Raw genomic sequence first — 22,690 nt, 5'->3', positions numbered from 1 at the left:
GGTGATAAGAATTGAAAATTAAACAGCTAATGATATATGGATATGGAAAATTTGAAAACAAGTTCTTTGAATTTCATGAAGATACTTTGCAAGTTATATATGGAGAAAACGAAGCTGGTAAATCAACGATCATGTCTTTTATACATAGTATTTTATTTGGGTTTCCCACAAAACAACAAGCTGAGAATAGGTATGAGCCTAAACAAGGAGCAGCATATGGAGGCTACCTTGTTGTAGAAGATAATCACCAGCTGGTCAGAATTGAGCGTCTACCAGGTAAAAATGGAGGAAATGTCACGATAGAGTTAGATGATGGCACAAGTAAAGGAGAAGAATACCTGCAAACATTGATGAGTGGAATCGATAAGGAAACATATCGATCTATTTTTTCTTTTGATGTTCATGGTCTTCAGCAAATACAGAAAATCAACTCTGATCAAATCGGAAAATATTTATTTCTTTCAAGCATCTACGGAGCTGACACCTTTTTTTCAATAGAAGATAAGCTAATTAAACAACAAGACTTACTGTATAAACCTAGTGGTAAAAAGCCTGAACTTAATGAAGGGCTAGTCCAGCTAAAAAACAGTCATAATCAGTTGATGGATGCAAAGAGACAAAACAATGAATATCAACAGCTTCTAGAATTGAAGGAAGAGCTTAATGAAGAGTTAACAACTTTAACGCTGAATAAGAAGGAAAATATCAACAAGCATAAAGAGCTTGAAAAGGTATTATCCATATTGCCACTTCTTAATGATAGACAATGGTGTAGAAATCAATTAGCTTCTTTACAAAATACTGAGGATTTTCCAGAAGAAGGTCTTAAACAGCTTGATCAATTGGTTAGTACTCTGCAGCCAATGGAGGCACAGCTTTATTCATTGAATCGAAAAAAAGAAGAAATACAGCTTGAAGAAGAAGCACTTGTGCTAGATGAAGATCTTATCAACATAGTACCTACAGTTCAACATCTACGAGAGCAGCTTCCAGTTTTTGAAGAAAAGCAAAAAAGAATGATACAAATTCAGCAAAGCACTAGTAAGCTGGAACATGAGATTACTTTATATAAACAAAGAGTTCTTCCAACAATGAATGACGATGAATTATTGAAAATCAGTACCACCATCCAAATTAAAGAATCAATAAAAAAGTCTATCACATTAGATCAAAAGCTTAAGCATCGAAAGCAAATGCTTGATGAGCAATTCGATCGAACAAAACATGATCTTGAAGAAGCAGAATGGAAGTTAAGTAATCTCAAAGAAAAAATTCTGCCTGATGACGAGAGAGTGAAGTTAGAAGAACAGGTGAAAACTCAAGGGAATTTAAATATCAAACAATTACAAGGCGAAAAACAACAACTAATATCCGAGATATCTAACAGAAAAATGCAATTTAAGCAGGATAAAAAACAACGGACAATTATTCTATCGTTATTATCTTTCTTGCTATTCACAGGCTCACTTTTCTTCTTGATAGAAAAAAGTTGGATAATCGCTGTAGTGTTAATAGTTGTTTTGTTTTTGGCACTAATTTATTTAAAAAAGTCTGCAGATTATCAAGATCCTTTTCTTCACCATCTATCAACAAAATTAAGTAATATAGAGGAAACCTTAAATGAAGCTAATTCATTACAGTTAGGTTCATCATCATTACCAGAAGCGATGTTGTTAGTAGAGCAAGATAATCAAATGAGACTTGCACTTCATCATGAACAACTTTTATATAAACAGTATGAAAAGTACTATGAGAAAATAGTTAAACAATATGAGGAATGGGAAGAAGAACAATTTCAAAGTGCAGTCACATTATCTAATTTAATAGCAAAGTTACAATTAGACCATAATTTCACATCAGAAACATTATTAGAAGCCTTTGAGATCATACAGAAGCTTCAACAGTTAATTTTGGAGAAAAAACAGAATGAGAAAGAATATGTTGATCTGCAAAATCAAGTCACACACTTTAATAATAATATTTCAGAAGTAATAGACAGGTTCCAAGTCGAGGGATCAAGTGAATATAGCTTATATGAGCTTTCAAGAAGATGTCAAAGTGAAGTTGAGAAAAAAGAATTACTTCTTAAACTTATTGAAAAAAAATCTGAAGCAGAAGATGCAATTGGTGAACTTCAAGAAAAAATCAAGTATTTATCTGAACAAAAGGAAGAGCTAATAAGTAAGAGCAGATGTGCAGATGAAGATGATTTTCGAAAGTTAGCGAAAATACATCAAGAAAGAGAAGAGTTATTGAAACAAAATTTATGGATTGAAAAACAGCTAGCAAGTGAAAAGGATACAATAATAGATCATAGTCAGCTAAAGTCTAAAATTGATTTAACAGAGGAATTAACTCTTGTAGCAAAGCAATTAGATGTATTAGAACAATCTGAAAAAGAAACAAGACAAAGATATTCAGAAGTTGTTGTTAAAATTCAAGAAATTGAGCAAAACGGTACTTATTCAGCACTTAGACATTCCTTTGAAAATGAAAAGGCTGCAATTAGAGAAACAGCAGCTCAATGGGTAGTAAAAGCCATTGCGAATGATTTATTAAATAAAACGATTGAAAGACATCGTGAGGAAAAGCTTCCTGCACTAATTGGTTCCATTAGTTACTTTTTTGCAAAGCTAACGTCAAATTCATATAAAAAGGTAATCTTGCCAGTAGGGAAGCAATCATTTATCGTAGAGCGTTATGACGGATTGAAGTTTTTAGCTGAAGAATTAAGTCAGGCAACAGCAGAACAATTATATTTGTCTATTCGCTTAGCATTAGTGAAGAATATCAATAATCAGCTTCATCTGCCAATTATGATTGATGATAGCTTTGTTCATTTTGATAAACAAAGAACATCAAATATTTTACGATTGATGGAGGAGCTTAAACAAGATAATCAAGTGATTTATTTTACATGTCACAAACATATTTCGGTAACTTATCCTTCTGAAAATATCATTGATTTGTCTGCAGTTCAGGTGATTTAAAGACTTTTCTAAAGCCGATTTTGATCTAACTATGCTATACTTACGATACAAAATATAAAGATTTTTTACTATTTATTACTCTTAAAGAGATCACATAAAATGGAGGAGCATATTTATGGCTAAAGGCATTCTACACTACGATGTTGGGGATCAAGTAGAGGTCCATTTACTTATAAAATCATCTGTAAAAGGAATTGCAAGTAATGGTAAAGCATTTTTAACGTTAATTTTACAAGATACGTCTGGGGAAATTGAGGCAAAGCTTTGGGATGCATCTCAAGAGGATGAAGGGATATATTCTCCTCAAAGCATTGTAAAAATATTAGGAGACATCCATCATTACCGTGGACGAAATCAATTAAAGATTCGTAAAATTCGACCTAAACATGATGATGAAAAAATTAACATCTCAGATTTATTAGAAACAGCCCCTATTTCTAAGGATGTAATGAATGATAAAATTACTCAATATATATTCGAAATGAAAAATCCAAATATCCAGCGTATTACACGCCATTTACTAAAAAAGCATGGAGCAGCTTTTATTGAATATCCAGCAGCAACAAAAAATCATCATGAATTTGTTTCAGGCTTAGCTTACCATGTTGTATCAATGTTGGATTTAGCAAAGGCGATCTCAAATTTATATCCAAGTCTTGATACAGATCTTCTATATTCTGGGGTGATTTTACATGACTTAGGTAAGGTAATTGAACTGTCAGGTCCAATTAGTACAACTTACACTGTTGAAGGAAATTTATTAGGTCATATTTCTATCATGGTAAATGAAATTGCAAAGGCTGCAGAGCATTTACAGATTGAGGGTGAGGAAGTTGTTATCCTTCAGCATTTAGTTCTTAGCCATCACGGTAAAGCTGAGTGGGGTAGTCCAAAACCTCCTATGATCAAAGAAGCGGAAATTCTGCATTATATTGATAACCTTGATGCTAAAATGAATATGCTAGATCGTGGCCTTGAGCGTGTTAAACCTGGTGAGTATACAGAAAGAATATTTGCATTAGATAACAGATCCTTTTACAAACCAACATTTCATAAATAATAATTTTTTAAGGCGAAGTAAGCTCATGGTTGGTTAATATAAACAAAGTGTTCTAACTTTTAGCTCCCTAACATATGCTTAAGTAAATAGCTTGTTCAAATGGACAAGGTTTTAAAAGGGGGAGCATGGATGTTAGTATTGCCATGGTGGATATATGTATGTATTATTGGAATTCTCATAAGCGGATATATGGCCTTTAAGACACATCAGCAGGATAAGGAAATTGATGATGAGTTTATTGAAAAAGAGGGGCAGGTTTATATAGAAAGAATTGAGCAAGAACGGCAGAAAAAGCAAGCACTTGTTAGTCAGCAACAGGAGATTCAAGAGGAACAGTCTGTAAGTTAATGATTATTAAAAAAATCGGTGAATTTCACCGATTTTTTTGTTAATGATGCTCTTATTCTTTTGCTGGTGCTTTAAATAGATCTTTTAAGTCTTCTTCTTTAACTTCTACATTAGAATCCTTAATTGCATTATCAAGTGCTTGTTGAATTGTATCAGGCTGTTGAATCTTTTGTTTACGAACTTCCTCTTTTAAATCCTCTTTCATTTCTTCGAAAGGTTTAACAGTTTCAGTTACTTTAATAATATGATAACCAAACTCAGATTTAACTGGCTCACTAACTTCGCCCTCTTTTAGTTTGAAAGCTGCATCTTGGAATTCCTTAACCATTGCACCTTCACCAAACCAACCTAAATCTCCACCATTTTGAGCAGAACCAGGGTCAGTTGAATATTCTTTTGCAAGATCTTCAAATTTTTCTCCTGCTTCAAGCTTTTCTTTAACTTCTTTAGCCTTAGCTTCATCAGCAACTAATATATGGCTAGCTTTTACTTGTCCTTCTAATGTATCATAATAAGCTTTTATTTCTTCATCAGTTACTTCAACTTCTTCTGCAGCAGCTTTCTTTCTTAATAAATCAACTTTAACCATTTGTTTTACAACATCTTCGCCTTGCATTTGGATAACACTTTCAAATTGAGCACCAAATTGTGTTTTTAAGTTTTCAAATTCAGCTTCTATATCTTTCTCAGAAACCTCGTATTTTTCACTTAATACTTTTTCATGAACAAGCTCTGTTAAAACGTCTCCTCCGAAACGATTCTTCATTGCTTCGTAAAATTCATCTTTTGTAATGTTACCAGCCTTTGTTTCCACAACAACTTCTGATTCAGAATCAGCATTGTTACAAGCACTAAGTGCAAATAAGCTTGTTGCGGCTGCTATTGCTATTGCTACCTTTTTCATCTTCTAATACAACTCCTAGTATAATATTTAGAAATTCTTTATTAGAAAAAACGTGGCTAAGTGCCATGTTTTAACGGCGAATATTGATTGGTTTCTTTTACTTGGAAAATTTAAAGTTGCTTATAGATTGTAAGTAATAATCATTTTTTAAAAATAATCCTTGTTAGAAGTCCAAATCTGACAGTACAAGAAATACTATACCATAATGTGACAAGTTCAAAAAGTTTTTTATGATTTTTACTTTGCTAAACAGTGTTCTTAGATCGCTATACAGGTAATTATTTTCTATGAGGCTGTTAAAGTGAAATTCTCTGTTGATATCCGCTTAACAGTCTTTTGAGAGAAAAACCCTTCATACTTAAACATTCAAATCATCCAAAATAGGTAATAAAATATGTCTGGTATAGTCTAGAAGCTATTATTACAGCTTTGCAATAGTTGAATATAACAAATTCATAAAAATTAGGCAAACGTCCAAACGAAGCTAAAGAAAATTAATAGGATATAGAGAAAGATAAAGGAGGTATTTCAATATGAGCTTTGGTTCATCCAACAATTTTGCATTACTTGTCGTATTGTTCATTTTGTTAATTATCATCGGAGCTTCTTATCTTTAATGATTACCCAGCAAAACAATCTTTAACTTAGATTTCTTGGGCAAACACCCAATCACATTAGAGCAAATGACCATAGAATAAAGTGAAAAGATAAAGGAGGTAATAAGTTATGAGTCATGGTTTATCAAGCAACTTCGCGTTACTTGTTGTATTGTTCATTTTGTTAATCATCATTGGTGCTTCATATCTATAAGTTATTTCTATAGATAGAAGATTATATTGTGTTATTTATAAGGGTGTTTACAACATTGAAACAGTAAAGCAGAAAAAACTTTAATAAAGAAAAAGACCTAAATTGGGCAAACGTCCAATCACAATAGAGCAAATGACCATAAGATAAAGTGAAAAGATAAAGGAGGTAATAAGTTATGAGTCATGGTTACACAAATAACTTTGCGTTAATCGTTGTATTGTTCATTTTGTTAATTATCATTGGTGCTTCTTACCTTTAATAAACTCTCTATTTTAATGGGCAAATGTCTAAAACTGATTAGATTTTGCTTTGAATAATGATCTTTATTAAGAATGGGAGGTGTAATAATGAGCGGAGCATATTCAGGTGGATTTGCGTTAATCGTTGTATTATTCATCTTGTTAATCATCGTTGGTGCAGCGTGGCTATAAGATAAAAGAGAGGCTGACTCAATTGAGTCAGCCTCATTAATGTGTCCTTTATCTGTGCTTCTTACAAACTATGTATCCTTGCTTTTCTATAGGCGGATAATTTATTCAATATAAGAGCACTTACCTGCCTATAGAATGAAGGTAAACATGGAAGTATTTCTTTTGATTTACGATCGTATAAACGAAGCTCTACGTATACAAATTTTCAATGTATGATGAGATTAACAAAATCGTAATAAGAACATTTATTGTTCTAAAAACTTTTGTTTGACGGTCTTCAGGAATCTCGCGTACTAAACATAGAGTGTTTGTAAGCTTGTTTATATAAAACAAGATAAAGACTGCAAACAAGATGAAGAAAATGACCATATGAGATCCCCCTTCTCTTTCATATACATATTAGATTACCAAACTATTTATGAAAAAGATAGCATTGACTACTAATAACAAGTTAAAAAAGTGATGTAAAATATGACATCACTTTAGACTATTTACATATGCGTAAATTCCTCGTTCAAACGGCATTACTACTATATCTATATTAATTTACTCATTTTCTTATTCACTATTTTTGGACAAGTACTTCAAATCCATCATCGAACTCTTCAACAAAGCAGGATCTTGGAGCTAGTAACAGATGTTTAATAAAAATAAAATCTGGTACACAAAGACCTATATGAAAAGCCATTGCAATACTAAAATAATGCATATACGCTGGAAAGAGGATACTCCCATATAGAAAAACTGTTGTGAAAACAATAAATGGTGTCAAAAGAGATATAAGCATATTATGTTTTTTAATTCCATTACATGCTTTTAGTTGAAAAGAAGGGAACATATAATAAAATTTTATTTTCATCTCCACACGACACCCACATAATAGAAGTGGAAGTGCATGCAGTATCTTATGAACTGGAATCATGCTAACCATCAACAATATAAACATTAAAAAATGTCCGTCTTTTAGATGAACTTTTGAAAAAAATAAATTAATAGGCAAATAGGTTAAAATAAAAACACATACCATCGTTAACATCGAAATAAATGATATTTTGTGCAGACCAACATCCTTAGAAAGGTTTATGGTTTTCCAACAGTTCATCGTCTCACCGTCCAAACTTATGTTAAGTACTACCATACTGTACGACGGTGAGAGGAAAAAATCAATACGAAATAAGTATTTGGATAAGAATTTGCAAAAAATAGTTTTTTGGCAGATATTAAGGGAATAGTGTTTATAGTAATTACGTGTTCAATAAGCTGCTTGTGCTTTTCTTAATTACATGAACAATAAAGGATTTAAACTTCCTAAAATAACGGGAATACTATACAATAAAGGACAATAATGTATGAATAGAAAGAGGGTACAGGATGGATTTTATTGAGGAGCGTTTGGAAAGACTGGAGTATTATCAAGCGCTATTATTACAAATGGTGGATACAAATCGATTTCCTTTTTATCAGTTGGTTATGGAAAAGGGATTGAGTAAATCTGAAATCGAAGAAATATATCAGCTTCTTAATGGGTTAGAAGCAATTCATGAAGAACAAAAAACGCAAGGATTAGTAATCTTTACAGATCTCCTTACGCAATTTGCTGGACAGTTAAATTCTAAGCTGGATGTAAATGAAACAATTCAAGCACTATATAGACAAAATTTATATCCTATTTTAATGAGTGATTTGGTTGAGTTAATAAAATCCTCATATTAATTTTTTAGCTAGATATAAGTTGCCCATCTTGAGAATTCTTTTTTGTTAAAGTTCCATCTTCATCATTGTAGGTATCCTCAATATTATGAAATGATTGTTCAAAGATCTCCATAAAATCGTCTCCATAAATATTGCGGATAATACACATCATCTCCATCATTTCAGGGAACTTTCCGTATAAATTTTGTAGAGGAAGTGCTCCCTTTAAAACAGAGTTTCTTTCAGGACTAAAATCTTCTAACAGTTTAGACAGAACTTCTTCTCCTTGAGCAGTAAGCTTAATATATGTGTTACGCTTATCATCAGCTTTCTTAGAAAATTCTAAGTAACCTCTCTCCTCAAGTTTTTTGGAGAAATTGAAGGCAGTAGATACATGCATAACTCCGAATTTAGCAATCTCTGAAATAGAGGCTCCATTTAAATGATCAGCAATCCACAGAATATGGTGTTCATTGATATTCAAATCGTATGGCTTGATCCACTGCTGCCAATCCTTTTCAATTGATTTCCATAATGCTTTACTAAGTTGCGCAACTCGTTGACTAAATAACAAGGCTTCTTTTATTGTATATTCCTTTTCATTATGATTCATCACCGGTCACCCCTGACTCTCAATGTATTATTCTCTATTATGCCAATAAAATAAAGATTAATAAAGATATAAATTTACGAAATTTTTAAAAATTTTAATAAACCCTTATATATCAATGATTTTAGCCGAAAAAAAGTGTGTAGACAATACTTGTCCTACACACTTTTTAAAATAAGAGAAAAATAATTTACTTGTAAAAGAAAAGTTTCTTACGTAAAGTAACTTTTTTAAATATGAGCTAAAAAACAATATTATTGAAGTGTATTTTCAAGCTGTTTAATTTTCTTTTCGATTTCTTCTATTTCCTTTTGTAAGTCTTTTTTATGTGGCTCTATATCATGTTGGAATTGATGGATTGATTTTTTTAAATCAGCAGATACTTCTTTGACAATTTCCGTACCTTCTTGAGTTGTTTTAACGATTTGTTCTTTAAGAGCTTTGCTCTCAATTTCTAATTGCTGTAAAATGTCCTCTATTTGTTCACGGCTTAGGTTAATCTTCCCACGTAGTTCTTTTCCGGAAGAAGGAGTAGAAAGTAATGTTGTGATTCCACCAATTATTCCACCTACAACAAGACCATAAAATAATGCATTATTTTTTGACATAAATCATCCCTCCAAAAATGATGGATATGTATTAATTTATCTAGTTAATCCATTCTTTAACAATTTACCCAAAGGTGTGTCTTTATTAAACATTATACATAGTTAGAGGCTTGTTAGCATAAATATTTATAAGTACTTTTTGAATTATTTTTTATATGTAGGCTCATTTAGGCTGGAAGATGGAAAAGAGCTATAAATGCTTTGCTCATTTTTGTTCTTACTAGGTGAATATATGAGTACTTTTATTTACTTGTATATAAGACTTGAGTTCTTTGACTTTTAGAGAAGGGGGGATGAGCATGTCAGGTGTTATTTTCTTATTTTTTGTTATTAGTTTATTACTTTTTATCGGAGCTTTTCATTATTTCAAATTATTGCAGCAATCAGCATCTTATCCACCTAAAAAAATAGTTAAGCAAAAGGTGAATGTATTAGCTTCAGCTGGAGTTATCACGCTTTTAATAGGAATTATGTTAATTTATTTTCAATAGGAATAATGTAGTTAGGGTTTGATTGTCATTAATTAGGCTTTGTTCTTCTCTTTTTCATCATTCGTTGAGTTTCTATTCATGGAAAACCAACAAAGCTACATTGACCTAAAAAGAGGTTGACCAATGACGGTCAACCTCTTAAACATGTTTAAAATGAAAAACTTATACAATTGCTAAATTTGAGCGTTTGAAAATCGCTTGGATAATTGGTAAAACAACAATCATTGATACTGCATTAAATATAGTAGCTGGCAGAACTACACCTACGAATAAAACTGAAAATGCTGCTCCTCCTGGTAAACCTACAATAACTAAAGCAGATGCTAAAAAGATTGTTCCTGACACAATTGTACCAATAACAGTCAGTACTGTTGCTACTGCTACCTTTTGTGCAAATTTCTTTACGAGTAAGAACAAACCGTAAAACACGAATGCTGTGATGAATTTATCAAGAATATTTGGAATTTGTCCACCTGGGAAAGTTGTTGTCAAAGCAGATAGAATTCCTGTAACAATTCCTAGCAAAGTAACATTTTTCACACTTGGAAAAAAGATAATTCCGATAAACATCATGATTAACATCATATCTGGTTTCATTCCTTGGTAAAACGGAGGCATTACCATATTTAGTACAGCCCCAATTGCAGAAAATAAAGATAGTGTAACTAATACTCTAGTATTCATTTCTCATCTCTCCTCTTCTAATCTCTTATTAGATGTTTCTCCCCAATAGTGAACTCATTTCCTATTGCGAGAGAAGTTATGAATTATTATAGCAAGAAATGTTTTTTACGTACAGTTATTTTATTTCTTTAATAAATGGCTATGGTTAAAGCTTAATGTTGATTTATAGCACATTGTTGATTGGAGGTGAATATATGAGACTACTGCTTAGAGAAGCGTGTCAAAGGAGACCTCACAGGCGCGCAGCTTATGAGGAGGCTCCCGGACCTAGGAAAAAAGGGACCTGTTTTTTCCCGTGAAAATGAATGTCTGTAATGGAAATCAACAACAAAGTTTAACAGAGCCAAGACAAAAAATAAAAACCCGAACTATTGGGCGAAGATCAATCGAACGATCGCCAAATAATTCGGGTTTATCATTAGCTTAAATAAATATGTCTCAGCACCTTAGAATGAATGTTTACTTATTATTATCTCTAAACTCATTCATGAAAGAAGCTAGTGCCTCACATGCTTCTTTTGGTACAGCATTGTAAGTAGAAGCTCGGCAGCCACCAACAGAGCGATGGCCTGCGAGACCAATAAAGTTACGTTCCTTAGCTTCTTGAAGGAATTTTTTTGTTAGCTCTTCATTTGGAAGTGTGAATGTAATGTTCATTAAAGAACGACTATCATCTGTTGCATGTGCTTTATAGAATCCGTCACTATGATCAATAGCAGAATAAATAGCACCAGCTTTTTCTTCATTAATCTGTTGTACCTTTTTAACTCCACCTTGTTCTTTTACCCATTCCAACACTAAAGAAAGCATATAAATAGCAAATGTAGGTGGTGTATTGTATAAAGAATTGTTTTTTACATGTGTAGAATAGTTTAAAATGGTTGGAACATTTTCATTTGCTGTTTCAAGGAAATCCTTTTTAGCAATCACAACGGTTACACCTGAAGGTCCAAGGTTTTTCTGTGCTCCAGCATAAATAAGTGAAAACTTCTCAACATCAATTTCTTTACATAAAATATCACTAGACATATCAGCAATTAATGGAATAGAGCTTGTTGGGTACTCATTCCACTGTGTACCATAAATAGTGTTATTAGATGTAATATGAAGATAAGCACCGTCTTCAGTATCAGCTAAAGAATAGTCTTTCGGGATATGTGTATAATTTTCTTCTTTACTAGAAGCAAGTATTCGAGTTTCTCCAAACATTTTTGCTTCTTTTAGTGCTTTTTCAGACCAAGCACCTGACATAATAAAGTGTGCTGTCTTATTTTCTTGTAAAAAATTCATAGGAATCATTGAAAATTGTAAACTAGCTCCACCTTGTAAAAATAAAACTTCATAAGTATCAGGAATTCCTAGTAATTCTCTTAACAAAGAGTTTGCTTTGTTATGGACTTCTTCATAATCTTTACTACGATGACTAAGCTCCATAACTGACATACCTGTGTTGCTGAAATTAACCAATTCTTTTTGTGCACGTTCTAATACTGGTAAAGGTATAGCTGCTGGTCCTGCATTAAAATTATAAGCTCTCAATCTTTTGCCCTCCTAAGATAGTACGTAAAATAATACTCATATCCTATCATGAAAAGAGCAGGAAATGTAGACTGAATATTTGTATCTTTATGAAATTTTATCAAGTAAGCGTTTTTATTTGTGGTTTATAGAATTTTAACTAGTGTATGTGTGAGTAAAATTTATTTTTTCGTATTGATGAGATAACCAGTCAAAGGCTAGTTCATGTATTTTGTCATTTTATATTAACTATAAATGATGTTGTTTTTACTTGATTTATTAATAAAAATCTAATAATCAAAAATACCAAAATTGCGTTATCTAATCGTCGCAATTTTGGTATTAATAATAAACTATTTTCGATTGCTTTGTTGTTATTAATTATGAAAGTTCACTTTTAATAGATGAAGCGATTTCTTGTAGTTGCTCTGGTGAATATTGATCAGCATGTGATTTCCATACGGCACCAAAACCATCACCTTTGCCATATCTAGGCACAATATGCATATGATAATGGAAAACAGATTGTCCTGCTTGTTCTCCATTGTTGTTCAATAAGTTCAATCCAACAGGTTTAAATTGCTTTTTAATGGCGTTAGAGATCTGAGGGACAACTTCAAAAACTTTGCTTGCTATCTCAGGAGTTAATTCATAGATGTTTTCTTTATGTACTTTTGGAATAACAAGGGTGTGCCCCTTCGTTACTTGGCTAATATCAAGAAATGCAACAACATGGTCATTTTCAAAAACTTTTGCACAAGGAATTTCTCCATTAACGATTTTACAAAAAATACACTCACTCATTGTACGTACACTTCCTTTAAAAAAATATTCTAAGTCAACAAGTTTCAACAGCATTCTTCATGTATGTATGTTACTTTAAATCTTATTCTAAGGGATAAAATGTTTAGCTACAAGCTTTGGAACATTATTTTACCTAATATAGAAAAGTACAAGACGTCTGGTATGAAAATCAAATCAAAAAGAACAGGATGAATCGAATGATCATCCTGTTCCTCGAGAAAGGGTATTTTTTACTCAATAAATGGGAAGTTATCTTTGACAAACACCTCATTTAACATTTTATTTAAATGTTAGTTGATGTGATATTCACCATTGTTCAATGCAACCATCCCCTTGTTAATTGATAAAACAAAAGCTAACGGAGTTTGAACTGTATTTTGACAAACACCTCATTTACAAAATGATGTTAATGCGAGCTTCAAATTCAAAAGAATTATGGCCCGTAGACACCTCATTTCGAAATTTTGTGTTTACTATCAATGGTTTATAATGAAAGCTCATTATCTTTGATAAACACCTCATTTAACATTTATTTAAATGCTATCTGAATGTGAAATCACCATTGTTCAATACAACCATCCCCTTGTTAGTTGTTTATACAATCAATAACAAACGAGAGAACTGTCTTTGACAAACACCTCAATTACAAAATGATGTTATATGCGAGCTTCTAATTCAGCAGAATTACGGCCCGTAGACACCTCATTTCGAAAAGTGTTAATTCAATGGAAAAGAACTAAATCCCTTGAGTTAAAAAAGAATGTCTGGAACAAACACCTCATTTAGAAGTTTTCGTTTTGACAAGTAACCCTTCCTCACTAATTATGATGTCCGAAGATCAAAAGATTATACGAGAAAATCTATTTCTTAATTAGGACATGTTATCGGGATTTTGATACTATGAAAGAAGGACTTTTAATACATGATCTCAAATAAAATAAGAAGTGATTTTTTCAGGGAAAAGGCTAGGAGATCATCTGGATTAAATAAATATTATATCTTCTAAGTTAATTGATAAAATACATGAATTCTAAAGAAAAAGGAGATCCGCTAAATGACATTGCTTAAAGTAGAAAAATTAACGGGTGGCTATACACGTAATCCCGTTTTAAAAGAAATATCCTTTGAAGTGAACAAAGGACAAATTGTTGGGTTAATTGGTTTAAACGGGGCGGGTAAAAGTACTACGATTAAACATATTATCGGAATAATGGAGGCACATAAAGGGGAAATCTTGATCAATGGAAATTCCTTTGCCGAAGATGCAGCAAGCTATCGTTCGCAATTTAGTTTTATACCTGAAACACCTATTTTATATGAAGAACTTACTTTACATGAACACCTTGAATTAACAGCAATGGCATATGGACTTGATAAAGACACCTTTAATAAGCGACTTGGGCCATTATTAAAAGAATTTCGCATGGAAAAACGCTTAAAATGGTTCCCAGCACATTTTTCTAAAGGTATGAAGCAAAAGGTCATGATTATGTGTGCCTTTTTAATTGAACCATCGCTCTATATTATAGATGAACCATTCGTTGGGTTAGATCCACTTGCGATAAACTCATTGCTAGAAATGATGGAGAAAGCAAAAAATCAAGGATCAGGAATATTGATGTCTACACATATATTAGCAACTGCTGAACGATATTGTGATTCATTTGTTATTTTACATAATGGAGAAATTCGCGCAAAAGGAACGCTACTTCAATTAAGAAAACAGTTTGGTATGAATGATGCTACTTTAGATGATCTTTATATTCAGTTAACAAAGGAAGATCAAGATGAAGAGCATTGAGGAAATTTGGAGTACAAGAATAAATCATCATATAAATGAGACGAGAGCTTATTTGAAATACATGTTAAATGATCATCTGTTATTTGTATTTATCTTTTTAGGAGCAGGTGGCGCTTTAACGTATTCTAAGTGGCTTGAAGTATTACCACCTGATTTTCCAGCTGTATTAATTATGACGCTAACGTTTGCGTTTATTCTATTAACATCAAGTGTTCGAACATTGTTAAAAGAAGCAGATATTGTCTTTTTACTGCCGATGGAGCATAAGCTTGACTCCTATTTTAAAAAGGCATTTTCTTATAGTATGATATCGCAATCTTTTATAGTGATTGTATCTATGATTTTATTTGCGCCATTATATTTAAAAGCAACAAACGCTAATGGAAGAGTACTCTTGCTTAGCATTGTGCTTCTTTTAGTTATAAAGTTTTGGAATTTGCGAATAAGCTGGAAAATGGGGTACTTTACCGAGTCTTCAGCCAAATGGAATGATCTTATTGTAAGGTTTGCCATTAATGTACTTGCAATCTTTTTCCTAATTTCGCAGCAGTATATTTTTGTAGGCATTGTTCTTATTATAATGTTTGCATACGATTTTTACTTTTCTAAAATTATTTCTAAGAAAGCAATAAAGTGGGAGCAGTTAATCCAAAAAGAAGATAGCAAAAAGCAATCCTTTTATAAGATAGCAAACTTGTTTACTGATGTACCAAAGCTCAAAAAACAGGCAAAAAGAAGGAAGTATTTAGATTGGTTTGTTAAGCAGATAGCATATCGTCAGGAAAATGTTTATGAATATTTATTTCTTCGAGCATTTTTGCGATCTGGAGATTATTTAGGAATCTTTGTAAGGTTAACGTTAATCGGGAGTATCATTATAACGTTTATAGAGAATCAGCTATATGGAATTGCGATGATAGCGATTTTCTTTATCTTTTTAACAGGTATTCAAATTATGAGTCTTTACAAGCATTATGAGCTTCTAGAGCTACCTAATCTATATCCTAAAGCAGAAAAGCGGAAACTTGCGAGCTTTTTAAAAATAATGTTTAGAATGTTACTTATTCAAATATGTGTGTATTCACTAGTAACATTATTCACTGCGAACTTAGTGACATTTGCTATAACACTTCTGTTTGGTTTAGCATTTGTGGCAATTTTTGTTTTTGTTTATATGAGTAACCGTATAAAACAGAAAGAAAAGGTTGGATTATGATGGGATATGAAACTCAAATGGCTGAAGAAGCTAGACTATGGAAACATAAGCTTTTAAAAAGACCTTCACTTTTTGAACGAACTTCAAAAAAAGCACAAAGTAAGATGAATACATTTATTCCTGAAAAAGTTCATCTGACGATAACAGAAAGTATTAAAAAAATGGTAGAAGCAACTCTTGTTGGATCAAATATGACTACTTTTCCGAAAAAGATTGAAAATTTAACCTTTGAAGAGCGAGAAAAATTAGTTGAAAAATCTATTGGGACTTTCAAGAAAACAGCTGCAATAGAAGGTGCTTCTACAGGTGCTGGAGGGATCTTTCTAGGGCTTGCAGATTTTCCGTTATTGCTCGGAATCAAAATGAAATTTTTATTTGAAGTAGCAAGTATTTATGGCTACAGTACAAAGGAATATGAAGAACGGTTATTTCTTTTATATGTTTTTCAACTAGCCTTCTCTAGTGATACACATAAAGAAAATGTACTAGAAATAATAGAAAACTGGGAAATGAAAAAACATGAAATAAAGGATTTAGATTGGCGTGTATTTCAACAAGAGTATCGAGACTATATTGATTTAGTTAAGCTAATGCAGGTACTACCTGGTATTGGAGCAGTTGTTGGTGGGGTGGCTAACTACCAGCTGTTAAACCAATTAGGGGAATGTGCAATGAATTGTTATCGTTTAAGGTTATTTTCTAAACAGTAATAGTGAAAAAAACGGGTGCTCCTATATATAAGGAGCACCTGCTTTTATTTATTTAGATTAAGTTCATGTGATTCACGATAATCAAGCTGATACTGAATTGTTGCTTTGCATAATGTTTTTGCAGCTATTAACATTCCTTTTTCATCAATATCAAATTTAGGATGATGATGAGGGTAAACATCTTCTGAATGAGCTGGTTTAGCTCCTGTAAAAAAGAAGGTACCTTTTACATGCTGCAAATAATAAGCAAAATCCTCACCACCCATTTGAAGTGGAGTTTCTTCTACTTCGTACACACCAGGTACCTGTGATGCATTTTCTCTAAGAAATTCTGTTTCATCATGATGATTTACAACTGCTGGATAGCCTCTAAAGAAATCATATTCGTATTCAGCATTGTTCATTAAACAAGTCCCTTTAATAACATTGTCAATTTCTTTTTCTATTTGAGTCCGAATGTCTTCATCAAAGGTGCGAACAGTGCCAATTAGTTTTGCTGAATTAGCGATAATATTAAAAGCATTTTCGGCAACAAACGAACCTACGGATACAACTGCAGAAGAAACAGGATCTACTTTACGGCTAATAATTTGCTGTAGATTTGTGACAATTTGCGAACCAATTAATATAGCATCTTTTGTTTTATGTGGCTGTGCCCCATGTCCACCTTCACCATGGACTCTAATTTCAAATCGATCTGCAGCAGCCATGATTGGACCTGAACGATATTGAATTTTGCCAACTGGCTCACTTGCCCAAAGATGAGTTCCAAATATCACATCAACACCTTCTAGGCAGCCGTCATTAATCATAGACAAAGCACCACCTGGAGCATACTCTTCTGCATGCTGATGAATAAGCACAACATTTCCATTTAATAAGTGCCTGTGTTGATTAAGAACCTTTGCTAAAACTAGTAATGTTGCTGTATGACCGTCATGGCCACAAGCATGCATAACCCCAGGTACAGTTGATTTATACGCTACATCTTTTTCATCTTGAATAGGTAGAGCATCAAAATCAGCACGTAACGCAACGGTAGGACCAGGAAGTTCACCTATGATTTTTGCTACAAGCCCATTTCCACCAACATTCTCTCGAATTTCAATTCCAAGATCTTGATAATATTTTTTTATAAAAGCTGCTGTTTTCACTTCTTGAAAGGATATCTCTGGATGCATATGTAGATATCGACGAATATCGATCATTTCGTTAAAATATTGGTCTAAATTTGACCATAGCTGATCAAGCATATTTTTCCTCCTTAAGATTAGTTATAAATTATTTTAAAAAGCTACTTTCAAGAAAGTCTGTGTAAAAGCATATGTTTGATATATCAAATGTATTAAAATAGATAGAAGTTTAATCTAAGTAGTTGTCCGTAAGAACCTAGTAGGTTAGATCGATTGTAGTTAAAAATTTTGAAAATTACAAGAATTATTTTTGGAGGAAAGAGTTTGATGAAAAGAATAGCTGTAGTCTTGATATTAGTGATTTTATTTTCTACATTAGTGATCCTAACGAAACTGGAGTCAATGATTCGCTTGGAGAGAAAAATAGGTGAGAGCATTTACGCTTTCTCTGAGATGACATTGTTTAACGTTATTCACTGGGTTGGTATGTTAGCTTCTACAGGTGGAATTGTGGCAATCTTGTTTATAAGTATGATCTTTTTTATTATTAGAGGAAAAAAGTTTATTGCGGCTGTTATGCTATTTACTTCAGTTTTAGTAGGGAACATCCTAAATAAACTTGTAAAAGCAATTATTGCAAGAGATCGTCCTAGCTTCACTGGTCATTTGGAGGAAGGTTATAGCTTTCCAAGTGGTCACGTAATGGTTGGGGTAATCTTATATGGCTTGATAGCCTACTATCTAATTCAAAGTAATATAACAGTCTTAAAGAAGAAATGGACAATACTATTTACTTGTATCTTGCTTTTCTTAATTGGATTTAGTCGATTATTAGAAGGTGAGCATTATTTCACAGATGTGATTGGAGGCTATTTAGCAGGTGGAACACTATTAGTAGTGTTGATTTCAATCGATCATTTTATCCATAGTAGGTTTATAATTGGAAAAGAGAAAACCATTCAATATAAAGCTTAAACAATCCGATACTTATGTTTAGTAAAGTCATTAGTAGTGAAAACAATAAGAAAGGAGTGAATGAAAAATTGAAAAACCTTCATGGAATCATGCTAATACTTTTTCTTAGCTTCTTAGTTGTTGCTTGTTCAAATACTGCTAGTGATGATAATAGACAAGAAAGTGAACAATCTGAAGCACAACAAGAAAATGATGAACCTTTGAAAGAAGAAAACCCAAACCAAACAGTAGAACCTGATGATGAACAACTACAAGATGATAATGAAAATAGTGAAAAGTCGGAATTTAATGCAGAAGAAATCATGAACGAGTATAAAACAGCCTTCTTGAGCTTAGTACAAGAAACTGAGAATGATGGTAAGCTAACATCTATTCAAACACAAGAGCAGTTAATGTCTTATCTACAACAAAACATGTCAAAAGACCTTGCTTCATCATATGCTAACACGTATTTTCGCGTAGAAAGTGATGGAGTTTATATGAAAGCGATGGATTCCCCAACTTGGTTAGATCCAAGTCAAACCTTCGAAGTCGAGAAATTAAATGAAAAAGAATATAAAGTGATTCAAGAACGAAATAATGAATTATTAGGACATGTGAATGTAACATATAAAATAATATTCAGTAATACTAGATGGATAGTCGATGATATTCAAACAAAAAAAGTGGAAAGCAATACGAAGCCCCAAATTGATAGTAAAAACAATCTAGAATCTATCAGTAAAAAAGATGCAATAGCACTAGTTCGTGATCATCTTAATCTAAATGGAAATAATACAATGAACGTGAAAGTAGATCATCAGGATCAGGATAAATATGTTGTACATGTTTACGAAGTTGTCAAACAAGACAATCATTCTCATACAGCAACATTAGGATGGTACTATGTATATAAATCAGATGGACAAATTGAAAATATGATGCAATAACAGTTTTAGGGTCAGTTTCCGATGAGGAGACTGACCCTTTTTAAATATTTCTGACTTGATAAATTATGGAAAATAATATATAGTACATTACAACAGTAATGCACTATGTTTTTAGTGTGTAAGGAGGTCTGTGCTTGAAATTTGATGGAAATCAATCAATACCAATATACATTCAAATAGCCGAATGGTTAGAAACTGAAATTTTAAGAGGAAATCATAAGCAGGATGAAAAGATTTATTCTCAATATCAGCTGGCAGATATGTTTAATATTAATCCCGCTACGGCTGCTAAGGGACTAAATATTCTTGCTGATGAGGAAATTTTATATAAAAAACGAGGGCTAGGGATGTTTGTAGCTAAAGAAGCTGAACAAATTATTTTGACGAAAAGAAAAAACCAAATATTAAAGAAACTAGTCAATGATCTTGTAATTGAAGCAGAGCGTTTACATGTTAGTGAGGCAGAGCTACTAAAAATGATTAAACTCGCAATAAAAAATGATGAGGGGGATGTTGAATGAAAGTAATTGAATGTAGAGATGTTTCAAAGATTTATCAACAGAAACAGGCACTTAGTAACCTATCATTTTCAATTGAAGAAAATAAGATTACAGGTTTAATTGGTAGAAACGGAGCTGGAAAAACAACCCTTTTAAAAATAATTGCTGGTTTTATTCATGAAACAGAGGGCGAGACTTTTGTTTTTGGTGAAAGACCATTTAATAATTTAAACGTATCAGCTAACAGAATATTTATAGATGATCAAATGATTTTTCCTCATTCATTAACATTAAAGGATATTCTTAGAACGGCGGCTAGCTTTTATCACAATTGGGATAATGACTTAGCAGAGCGTCTTGTTTCCTATTATTCTTTCAACCTAAAGCAGAGACATCATCATTTATCAAAAGGAATGAAAAGTACATTTAACAGCATAATTGGCTTGGCTGCAAGATGCCCCTTAACGATATTTGATGAACCAACAACAGGGATGGATTCATCTGTTAGAAAGGATTTTTATCGATCATTATTAAAAGAGTATCTAAATTTTCCTAGAACAATCATTTTATCTAGTCATTTATTAAATGAAATTGAAGACCTGCTAGAAGATATTCTACTTATTAAAAACGGAGAAAAATGCCTTCATGTATCTCTTGAGGAATTGAAGGAATATGCTATTGCTCTTAATGGTGATGAAGAGAAAGTAAGAGAAATCACATCAAATAGAGAGATTCTTTATGAAAAAAAGATCGGAATAAATCAACTTTACGTTGTAGTGAAAAATGATTTGTCGCTAAGAGAAAAAGAACAGACTGTTTTAAGCAATATCGAATTAAGTGCTGTGCCTTCTGATGATGTTTGTTCTTACTTAACAAATAAATCGATCGGAGGGATTGATGATGTTTTTAACAGAGGTTAAGCTGTGGGATATTGTAAAAAAGCAAACACATTATAAGTTAAATGCCAATTTAAGTGTTTTTAGCTCACTATTACTCATTCAAGTTGTAGGAATCCTGCTTTCAACAAATGGAAGTGGAAATACTAGTATGGGCTTTAATGGCGATTCAATAAATATCAGTTTTCTAACAGGTGATCTTATTATCATATTTACGATCATATGGGCTTTTATAAGCGCGATTATTATAACAACAAAAGCCTATAGAAATGATGATTTTATCTTTATATCAAATCGTTTAAGTAGCAATCTCTCTAATATACTTTTTCTTATTTTAGCAAGCATTGTTGGGGGTGTTACCTCTATATTATCTGGAATATTACTAAAGGTGATTTTGTTATTTGTTTTAAAGAATGATTACACGTTAGGTACATTAATTAGTTTTCAAGAATTGCTTTTAGGTATGTTTGTTAGTTTTTTATATATTATTCTATTTGCTGCAATTGGTTATTTTGTCGGAATGGTTATTCAAATAAGTAAGTGGTTCAGCATTTTAATTCCCACACTACTCATTGGTAATTCCATTGTAAGTGCCAATCAAGGTAAAGAAGAGTTTTTAGTTGCGGAAGTGTTTAGATTTTTTGCCCAAGAATCATCTTTACTCTTATTTTTTGCAAAAGTTATTTTTACATCAAGTATTTTGTTTTTCTTTTCAGTCATTCTTTCGAATAAAATGGAGGTGAGAAAATGATGTTTATATCATTTCTACCGATCGTTATCATCTTATTCTTTATATTTGTAGCGTTCCAATTAAATAAAGTAATAAGTAACACAGGTATTTATGAAAAGTTGAACCTGAAATGGTTGCTGGGTTTATATGCTGTCGTTTTGATTTTATCAGTTTGTCTATTTTACCTATTTCCTTTTGATATAGGTTCAAAAAATGTTGTGGATAATAAACAAGAAATTCTTAATGCGCAAAACGAGAGTGATGCATTATTGACTGCTGCTCTTGAAGGAAAGAAAATAAGGGAAGAAAATCTAAAGGGAGTTTTAACGAGAGAAGAACTGAATATCCCCTTTGAACAAAATGAGCTTGAAATATATGCTGAAGAGCAACATGGTAGTAATATTGTTTTAGTTGAAAGGAAATCTACGAATGATCAGAAAATAAATGTTACTCAATATTATACAAGAGCAATTTTAGGTAATATTGAAGTAACAGAAGTAATAAAACCATATATAATTGAACTTAATGAAAATACATTATCGATTATGTATCCTGAACCATTAGATATTCAAGTCGGAAAGTTTGCCAAAGAATTTACGATAACGCAGTTTACAGGTGAAGGTGGCCTATTTGATACTATGAACGATGATTTTGATGCAAGAGGAGAAAGTGTTATCTATGTGAAGGTACCTAAAAACGTTAAAATTCACGATCCGAGTGAATCTTTAATTTATGTTAATTAGAGAAATGGAAAACGACTAATTCATAAAAGTAATAGGAAAAACCAACTCCAGCGCTAAGAGTTGGTTTTTTGAACCAGCTTTTTTTACTTCCAAAGCGTTAATCTCTG

Annotated in this window: 27 protein-coding genes; 18 read left to right on the top strand and 9 right to left on the bottom strand. The window is 32.2% G+C overall.

Going from position 1 to position 22,690, the window contains the following annotated elements:
* The first annotated feature begins 11 nt into the window (after positions 1-11).
* From JOC75_RS10745 to JOC75_RS10735, 3 genes are all read left to right on the top strand, one after another.
* Positions 12-2,990 carry an ATP-binding protein gene (locus JOC75_RS10745; protein ID WP_204954040.1) on the top strand — a complete coding sequence of 993 codons (2,979 nt, stop codon included), beginning with the start codon at positions 12-14 and terminating at the stop codon, positions 2,988-2,990.
* A 115-nt stretch (positions 2,991-3,105) separates the two neighbouring features.
* Positions 3,106-4,050 (top strand): 3'-5' exoribonuclease YhaM, encoded by a 945-nt coding sequence (yhaM, locus tag JOC75_RS10740; protein ID WP_204954039.1) that lies wholly within the window; start codon positions 3,106-3,108, stop codon positions 4,048-4,050.
* A gap of 129 nt (positions 4,051-4,179) precedes the next feature.
* Positions 4,180-4,398 carry a sporulation YhaL family protein gene (locus tag JOC75_RS10735; protein ID WP_204954038.1) on the top strand — a complete coding sequence of 73 codons (219 nt, stop codon included), beginning with the start codon at positions 4,180-4,182 and terminating at the stop codon, positions 4,396-4,398.
* 52 nt (positions 4,399-4,450) lie between these two features.
* On the opposite strand, the gene JOC75_RS10730 is transcribed toward JOC75_RS10735, so the two are convergent.
* The gene (locus tag JOC75_RS10730) at positions 4,451-5,302 is read right to left on the bottom strand and encodes a peptidylprolyl isomerase (RefSeq protein ID WP_204954037.1); all 852 of its coding nucleotides are present in this window, start codon (positions 5,300-5,302) and stop codon (positions 4,451-4,453) included.
* A gap of 533 nt (positions 5,303-5,835) precedes the next feature.
* Between JOC75_RS10730 and JOC75_RS10725 the strand changes: the two genes are divergently transcribed.
* From JOC75_RS10725 to JOC75_RS10710, 4 genes are all read left to right on the top strand, one after another.
* The gene (locus JOC75_RS10725) at positions 5,836-5,919 is read left to right on the top strand and encodes a YjcZ family sporulation protein (protein ID WP_146949685.1); all 84 of its coding nucleotides are present in this window, start codon (positions 5,836-5,838) and stop codon (positions 5,917-5,919) included.
* 109 nt (positions 5,920-6,028) lie between these two features.
* Entirely contained in the window at positions 6,029-6,112 is an 84-nt protein-coding gene (locus JOC75_RS10720) for a YjcZ family sporulation protein (protein ID WP_146949684.1), read from the top strand.
* A gap of 175 nt (positions 6,113-6,287) precedes the next feature.
* Positions 6,288-6,371, top strand: a complete 84-nt coding sequence (locus JOC75_RS10715) for a YjcZ family sporulation protein (RefSeq protein WP_204954227.1) — start codon at positions 6,288-6,290, stop codon at positions 6,369-6,371.
* 88 nt (positions 6,372-6,459) lie between these two features.
* Entirely contained in the window at positions 6,460-6,543 is an 84-nt protein-coding gene (locus JOC75_RS10710) for a YjcZ family sporulation protein (RefSeq protein WP_146949682.1), read from the top strand.
* A 189-nt stretch (positions 6,544-6,732) separates the two neighbouring features.
* On the opposite strand, the gene JOC75_RS23970 is transcribed toward JOC75_RS10710, so the two are convergent.
* Both JOC75_RS23970 and JOC75_RS10705 read right to left on the bottom strand, forming a co-directional pair.
* On the bottom strand, positions 6,733-6,912 hold the full coding sequence (locus tag JOC75_RS23970; RefSeq protein WP_146949515.1) for a hypothetical protein: 180 nt from the start codon (positions 6,910-6,912) through the stop codon (positions 6,733-6,735).
* A 196-nt stretch (positions 6,913-7,108) separates the two neighbouring features.
* Positions 7,109-7,645, bottom strand: coding sequence for a DUF3267 domain-containing protein (locus tag JOC75_RS10705; RefSeq protein ID WP_204954036.1), 537 nt, complete (start codon positions 7,643-7,645; stop codon positions 7,109-7,111).
* A gap of 269 nt (positions 7,646-7,914) precedes the next feature.
* On the opposite strand from JOC75_RS10705, the gene JOC75_RS10700 reads away from it, so the two are divergent.
* Positions 7,915-8,256, top strand: a complete 342-nt coding sequence (locus tag JOC75_RS10700; protein WP_204954035.1) for a DUF1878 family protein — start codon at positions 7,915-7,917, stop codon at positions 8,254-8,256.
* 4 nt (positions 8,257-8,260) lie between these two features.
* On the opposite strand, the gene JOC75_RS10695 is transcribed toward JOC75_RS10700, so the two are convergent.
* A complete protein-coding gene (locus JOC75_RS10695) occupies positions 8,261-8,848 on the bottom strand; it encodes an HTH-type transcriptional regulator Hpr (protein WP_146949512.1) in 588 nt (195 codons plus the stop codon).
* Between the two features lie 251 nt (positions 8,849-9,099).
* The gene (locus JOC75_RS10690) at positions 9,100-9,453 is read right to left on the bottom strand and encodes a YtxH domain-containing protein (RefSeq protein ID WP_204954034.1); all 354 of its coding nucleotides are present in this window, start codon (positions 9,451-9,453) and stop codon (positions 9,100-9,102) included.
* Positions 9,454-9,752: 299 nt separating this feature from the next.
* On the opposite strand from JOC75_RS10690, the gene yhzF reads away from it, so the two are divergent.
* On the top strand, positions 9,753-9,944 hold the full coding sequence (gene yhzF / locus JOC75_RS10685) for a membrane protein YhzF (protein WP_204954033.1): 192 nt from the start codon (positions 9,753-9,755) through the stop codon (positions 9,942-9,944).
* 162 nt (positions 9,945-10,106) lie between these two features.
* Here the strand turns inward: yhzF and JOC75_RS10680 are convergent, their stop codons facing one another.
* The 3 genes from JOC75_RS10680 to JOC75_RS10670 all read right to left on the bottom strand — a co-directional run bounded on the left by JOC75_RS10680 (position 10,107) and on the right by JOC75_RS10670 (position 12,950).
* A complete protein-coding gene (locus JOC75_RS10680) occupies positions 10,107-10,628 on the bottom strand; it encodes a tryptophan transporter (RefSeq protein ID WP_204954032.1) in 522 nt (173 codons plus the stop codon).
* A 459-nt stretch (positions 10,629-11,087) separates the two neighbouring features.
* Complete coding sequence (gene serC, locus JOC75_RS10675) at positions 11,088-12,167, bottom strand: 3-phosphoserine/phosphohydroxythreonine transaminase (protein ID WP_204954031.1); 1,080 nt, start codon at positions 12,165-12,167, stop codon at positions 11,088-11,090.
* A 360-nt stretch (positions 12,168-12,527) separates the two neighbouring features.
* A complete protein-coding gene (locus JOC75_RS10670; RefSeq protein WP_204954030.1) occupies positions 12,528-12,950 on the bottom strand; it encodes an HIT family protein in 423 nt (140 codons plus the stop codon).
* A gap of 1,054 nt (positions 12,951-14,004) precedes the next feature.
* Here JOC75_RS10670 and JOC75_RS10665 point away from each other — a divergent pair.
* Genes JOC75_RS10665 through JOC75_RS10655 form a run of 3 tightly spaced genes read left to right on the top strand, consistent with a single transcriptional unit; the run spans position 14,005 to position 16,677 of the window.
* Positions 14,005-14,751 carry an ABC transporter ATP-binding protein gene (locus JOC75_RS10665; RefSeq protein ID WP_204954029.1) on the top strand — a complete coding sequence of 249 codons (747 nt, stop codon included), beginning with the start codon at positions 14,005-14,007 and terminating at the stop codon, positions 14,749-14,751.
* On the top strand, positions 14,738-15,967 hold the full coding sequence (locus tag JOC75_RS10660) for an ABC transporter permease (RefSeq protein WP_204954028.1): 1,230 nt from the start codon (positions 14,738-14,740) through the stop codon (positions 15,965-15,967). Before JOC75_RS10665 ends, JOC75_RS10660 begins: the two co-directional genes overlap by 14 nt.
* The gene (locus JOC75_RS10655) at positions 15,964-16,677 is read left to right on the top strand and encodes an EcsC family protein (RefSeq protein ID WP_204954027.1); all 714 of its coding nucleotides are present in this window, start codon (positions 15,964-15,966) and stop codon (positions 16,675-16,677) included. Before JOC75_RS10660 ends, JOC75_RS10655 begins: the two co-directional genes overlap by 4 nt.
* A gap of 44 nt (positions 16,678-16,721) precedes the next feature.
* Here JOC75_RS10655 and JOC75_RS10650 read toward each other — a convergent pair whose 3' ends face one another.
* A complete protein-coding gene (locus tag JOC75_RS10650; protein WP_204954026.1) occupies positions 16,722-17,930 on the bottom strand; it encodes an amidohydrolase in 1,209 nt (402 codons plus the stop codon).
* Between the two features lie 207 nt (positions 17,931-18,137).
* Here JOC75_RS10650 and JOC75_RS10645 point away from each other — a divergent pair, with 207 nt between their 5' ends.
* From JOC75_RS10645 to JOC75_RS10620, 6 genes are all read left to right on the top strand, one after another.
* Entirely contained in the window at positions 18,138-18,785 is a 648-nt protein-coding gene (locus tag JOC75_RS10645) for a phosphatase PAP2 family protein (RefSeq protein WP_239589431.1), read from the top strand.
* A 68-nt stretch (positions 18,786-18,853) separates the two neighbouring features.
* On the top strand, positions 18,854-19,714 hold the full coding sequence (locus JOC75_RS10640) for a hypothetical protein (RefSeq protein WP_204954024.1): 861 nt from the start codon (positions 18,854-18,856) through the stop codon (positions 19,712-19,714).
* A gap of 134 nt (positions 19,715-19,848) precedes the next feature.
* The gene (locus JOC75_RS10635) at positions 19,849-20,235 is read left to right on the top strand and encodes a GntR family transcriptional regulator (protein WP_204954023.1); all 387 of its coding nucleotides are present in this window, start codon (positions 19,849-19,851) and stop codon (positions 20,233-20,235) included.
* Positions 20,232-21,134, top strand: coding sequence for an ABC transporter ATP-binding protein (locus JOC75_RS10630; RefSeq protein WP_204954022.1), 903 nt, complete (start codon positions 20,232-20,234; stop codon positions 21,132-21,134). Before JOC75_RS10635 ends, JOC75_RS10630 begins: the two co-directional genes overlap by 4 nt.
* Positions 21,115-21,861, top strand: a complete 747-nt coding sequence (locus JOC75_RS10625; protein ID WP_204954021.1) for a hypothetical protein — start codon at positions 21,115-21,117, stop codon at positions 21,859-21,861. The genes JOC75_RS10630 and JOC75_RS10625 overlap by 20 nt, the downstream gene beginning before the upstream one ends.
* Positions 21,858-22,583 (top strand): hypothetical protein, encoded by a 726-nt coding sequence (locus tag JOC75_RS10620; protein ID WP_204954020.1) that lies wholly within the window; start codon positions 21,858-21,860, stop codon positions 22,581-22,583. The genes JOC75_RS10625 and JOC75_RS10620 overlap by 4 nt, the downstream gene beginning before the upstream one ends.
* Positions 22,584-22,690 lie beyond the last annotated feature (107 nt).

This window comes from Metabacillus crassostreae (genome assembly GCF_016908395.1).
Lineage (GTDB): Bacteria > Bacillota > Bacilli > Bacillales > Bacillaceae > Metabacillus > Metabacillus crassostreae.
Note: the sequence above shows the minus strand (reverse complement) of the source record. Positions and strands in the feature narration are given on the sequence as shown.

Bases quoted from the DNA above. Each gene is read 5' to 3' on its own strand.
- JOC75_RS10710 (WP_146949682.1), top strand. From the start codon at position 6,460: ATGAGCGGAGCATATTCAGGTGGATTTGCGTTAATCGTTGTATTATTC.
- yhaM (WP_204954039.1), top strand. From the start codon at position 3,106: ATGGCTAAAGGCATTCTACACTACGATGTTGGGGATCAAGTAGAGGTC.
- JOC75_RS10650 (WP_204954026.1), bottom strand. From the start codon at position 17,930: ATGCTTGATCAGCTATGGTCAAATTTAGACCAATATTTTAACGAAATG.
- yhzF (WP_204954033.1), top strand. From the start codon at position 9,753: ATGTCAGGTGTTATTTTCTTATTTTTTGTTATTAGTTTATTACTTTTT.
- JOC75_RS10730 (WP_204954037.1), bottom strand. From the start codon at position 5,302: ATGAAAAAGGTAGCAATAGCAATAGCAGCCGCAACAAGCTTATTTGCA.
- JOC75_RS10715 (WP_204954227.1), top strand. From the start codon at position 6,288: ATGAGTCATGGTTACACAAATAACTTTGCGTTAATCGTTGTATTGTTC.
- JOC75_RS10630 (WP_204954022.1), top strand. From the start codon at position 20,232: ATGAAAGTAATTGAATGTAGAGATGTTTCAAAGATTTATCAACAGAAA.
- JOC75_RS10665 (WP_204954029.1), top strand. From the start codon at position 14,005: ATGACATTGCTTAAAGTAGAAAAATTAACGGGTGGCTATACACGTAAT.
- JOC75_RS10700 (WP_204954035.1), top strand. From the start codon at position 7,915: ATGGATTTTATTGAGGAGCGTTTGGAAAGACTGGAGTATTATCAAGCG.
- JOC75_RS10695 (WP_146949512.1), bottom strand. From the start codon at position 8,848: ATGAATCATAATGAAAAGGAATATACAATAAAAGAAGCCTTGTTATTT.
- JOC75_RS10625 (WP_204954021.1), top strand. From the start codon at position 21,115: ATGTTTTTAACAGAGGTTAAGCTGTGGGATATTGTAAAAAAGCAAACA.
- JOC75_RS10655 (WP_204954027.1), top strand. From the start codon at position 15,964: ATGATGGGATATGAAACTCAAATGGCTGAAGAAGCTAGACTATGGAAA.
- JOC75_RS10690 (WP_204954034.1), bottom strand. From the start codon at position 9,453: ATGTCAAAAAATAATGCATTATTTTATGGTCTTGTTGTAGGTGGAATA.
- JOC75_RS23970 (WP_146949515.1), bottom strand. From the start codon at position 6,912: ATGGTCATTTTCTTCATCTTGTTTGCAGTCTTTATCTTGTTTTATATA.
- JOC75_RS10660 (WP_204954028.1), top strand. From the start codon at position 14,738: ATGAAGAGCATTGAGGAAATTTGGAGTACAAGAATAAATCATCATATA.
- JOC75_RS10620 (WP_204954020.1), top strand. From the start codon at position 21,858: ATGATGTTTATATCATTTCTACCGATCGTTATCATCTTATTCTTTATA.
- JOC75_RS10705 (WP_204954036.1), bottom strand. From the start codon at position 7,645: ATGAACTGTTGGAAAACCATAAACCTTTCTAAGGATGTTGGTCTGCAC.
- JOC75_RS10645 (WP_239589431.1), top strand. From the start codon at position 18,138: ATGAAAAGAATAGCTGTAGTCTTGATATTAGTGATTTTATTTTCTACA.
- JOC75_RS10680 (WP_204954032.1), bottom strand. From the start codon at position 10,628: ATGAATACTAGAGTATTAGTTACACTATCTTTATTTTCTGCAATTGGG.
- JOC75_RS10725 (WP_146949685.1), top strand. From the start codon at position 5,836: ATGAGCTTTGGTTCATCCAACAATTTTGCATTACTTGTCGTATTGTTC.
- JOC75_RS10735 (WP_204954038.1), top strand. From the start codon at position 4,180: ATGTTAGTATTGCCATGGTGGATATATGTATGTATTATTGGAATTCTC.
- JOC75_RS10720 (WP_146949684.1), top strand. From the start codon at position 6,029: ATGAGTCATGGTTTATCAAGCAACTTCGCGTTACTTGTTGTATTGTTC.
- JOC75_RS10670 (WP_204954030.1), bottom strand. From the start codon at position 12,950: ATGAGTGAGTGTATTTTTTGTAAAATCGTTAATGGAGAAATTCCTTGT.